The sequence below is a fragment of the Skermanella aerolata KACC 11604 genome, from assembly GCF_000936425.1.
Lineage (GTDB): Bacteria > Pseudomonadota > Alphaproteobacteria > Azospirillales > Azospirillaceae > Skermanella > Skermanella aerolata.
The window spans coordinates 1-2,178 of record NZ_AVFK01000139.1 but is presented as its reverse complement, the minus strand read 5'-3'; the positions used below and the strand labels follow the sequence as shown (position 1 = coordinate 2,178).

General features: G+C 65.7%; 3 protein-coding genes and 1 pseudogene. 2 read left to right on the top strand and 2 right to left on the bottom strand.

From position 1 onward, the window contains the following. On the top strand, positions 1 to 395 hold a 395-nt coding region (locus N826_RS38755; RefSeq protein ID WP_211099519.1), incomplete at its 5' end, for a hypothetical protein. 49 nt (positions 396 to 444) lie between these two features. On the opposite strand, the gene N826_RS38750 is transcribed toward N826_RS38755, so the two are convergent. Both N826_RS38750 and N826_RS38745 read right to left on the bottom strand, forming a co-directional pair. Continuing rightward, positions 445 to 645: a hypothetical protein gene (locus N826_RS38750; RefSeq protein WP_044437922.1), complete on the bottom strand. Its 201-nt coding sequence runs from the start codon at positions 643 to 645 to the stop codon at positions 445 to 447. 87 nt (positions 646 to 732) lie between these two features. Continuing rightward, a complete protein-coding gene (locus tag N826_RS38745; RefSeq protein ID WP_044437920.1) occupies positions 733 to 1,629 on the bottom strand; it encodes a lipid kinase in 897 nt (298 codons plus the stop codon). Positions 1,630 to 1,886: 257 nt separating this feature from the next. Here N826_RS38745 and N826_RS38740 point away from each other — a divergent pair. Next, a pseudogene (locus tag N826_RS38740) lies at positions 1,887 to 2,178 on the top strand (hypothetical protein); the annotation flags it as partial.

Here is a 2,178-nt window from a genome sequence, read left to right as displayed (position 1 = left end):
ATCAGCGGCAACCCATTCATGCCGGGTGCGTGCGGATCATGGTTCGCCTTGGTCGTCGACAGGTTGCCGGCGACTTCATGGCGCAGGCCCTGCCGGAGTGGCTGCTCGAACTCGAAAGGTCAGCCGGCCGGCCCCCGATCCGCGGCACTCAGGAGGGCGTCCTGATCGCGCGCACACTGGCTCTTGAGGGGCTTGATACGGGACAGTGGGCCATGGCCTGCCTTGCCTCCCTGTGGATCATCCTTTACTGCCCGGCACCGGCGGGAGCGGATCTTGCCGACCTGATGGCGCTGGCCGGTACCGGAGTGATCACCATCGTCGCCAGTGCCGACGGCAGCACCTGGTATTGCGACATAAGTCAGATCGACGGAACGCCGGGCCCTGCTGTTCATTGAACTGGGCAGGCGGGACTTCCTTCAGCAGCATGACCGAGGGCCATCCGCTTCAGTTCATTGCCTCAGCCACCGGCTCAACCTGATCGTCCTGATCGACTTCCCGATGTTCGATGGTGCGGCGTCCCTTCAGCACGGCGATGTTGACGATCAGCCCGCATGACAGGCAGTGGCACTCCTCGAAATCCGAACCCGGATTGAGGTGCTCGACCCGCCAGTCGCCGCACTTCGGGCAGAGGGGCAGTTTCTTCATGCTGTCCGAGTTCCCTTCAGCTGACATTTGCCTGCAGACAAACACCCGATGTGACGGATGGATCCGACGCTGCCGTATAGTCAGGCCTCATGGAACGCTGCCTGGGTGCGGCGCATAGACCCTGATGGCTCCCGGGCGAACCCGGAAGCGGGCCGGGGTGCTTTCCGTCAGCTCACCATCGGTGTTGATGGTCCGACGCCGCTTTGTTCTGACCTCGACTTCGGTGCAGGCGAAAGCCCGGACATCGCGCCACTCGCCGTGCCGGCCCTGGCGAAACGCCGGATACAGCGCCAGCAGCTTCCACCAGTGATCGACTTCCAGGCTGTAGAGATGGAGCACACCATCGTCTGGTCTGGCTGATCCTTCGACGACCATGCCGCCACCGTAATGGCGCCCATTGCCCACCGCGATCTGCACGGTTCTGACCCGCTCGGTCACGCCATCATGGCTGATTTCGGCGGTGAACGGGCGCATGCGGGCGAGCAGCCTGAGGGCCGCGATGCCGTAGCCCAGCCTGCCCCAACGCTGCTTGGTTTCCGAGGTGATCTCGCGCGCCAGCTCGGCGCTGAGGCCGATGCTGGCGACATTCCAGAAGAGCCGGCCGTTGACTTCGCCGAGATCGAGGGTTCGGATCCGGCCGGCGGCAATGATCCGCGCCGCAGCGATCGTATCCGGCGGGATCTCCAGGGTGCGGGCCAGGTCGTTGGCTGTGCCCAGCGGCAGAATGCCGAGCGGCAGACCGGCTTCGACCAGTGTCGGCGCCGCCGCGTTCAGCGTGCCGTCACCGCCGCCGATGATCACGCAGTCGAAAGCGCCGGATTGCAGCCGGATGACCTGGGCCAGCTGGTCCGGCGCCGGGCAGGCTTCCTCCCGGACATCGATCCCGCCCTCGTTCAGCAGAGCGATGGTGTCGTCCAGCACCGTGCCGGCGGCACGGGCGTTGCGGTTGACCAGGAGCAGCGCCCGCCGGCGGGAGTTGGTCATATGTGCCCTTCCTGAAGTGTGGCCTGATGGAGCGGATCCTGTCCGGACAACAACCTGGATGGTCGCTGTCCTGTTCCGGGACAAGGACCGCACCGCTGACCGAGTCGCGCTCGTCGTCCTGACCATGCGGATTGCAGCGTATCCTGCAGCCCATGTTCTGCCCGTCTTCGCCGGCCCCACAGTGCTGAACACGATTTATGCCGGCTGGTCCGGTAAGATGCTTGGGGGTATGTAGGGGTATCCTGGAACAGCAAGGCATGGTAGCGGGTGTGACCGATCTGGAAATCGAGGAAGCGATCCGGGAGGCGTGGGCAGTGCTGCACTCTGACGCGGCCGCATCATCGTCCGCGCGCCGGCTGGCGGCGGCGCTGCTGGCACTGACCGGAGGCACGTCGGCCCATCCGCACTGGGTCACTCCCGATGACCTGTGGCGCGACCGGCTGGCCGTTCTGGCTGACCAGGGTGCCTGGCTGGCAGCCTGGGGGCCTCGACCGGGCGAACCGGATTGCCGGGTGCCGCGCACCCTGCTGCCGGAATTCCAAACGCGGC

Bases quoted from the DNA above. Each gene is read 5' to 3' on its own strand.
- N826_RS38750 (WP_044437922.1), bottom strand. From the start codon at position 645: ATGAAGAAACTGCCCCTCTGCCCGAAGTGCGGCGACTGGCGGGTCGAG.
- N826_RS38745 (WP_044437920.1), bottom strand. From the start codon at position 1,629: ATGACCAACTCCCGCCGGCGGGCGCTGCTCCTGGTCAACCGCAACGCC.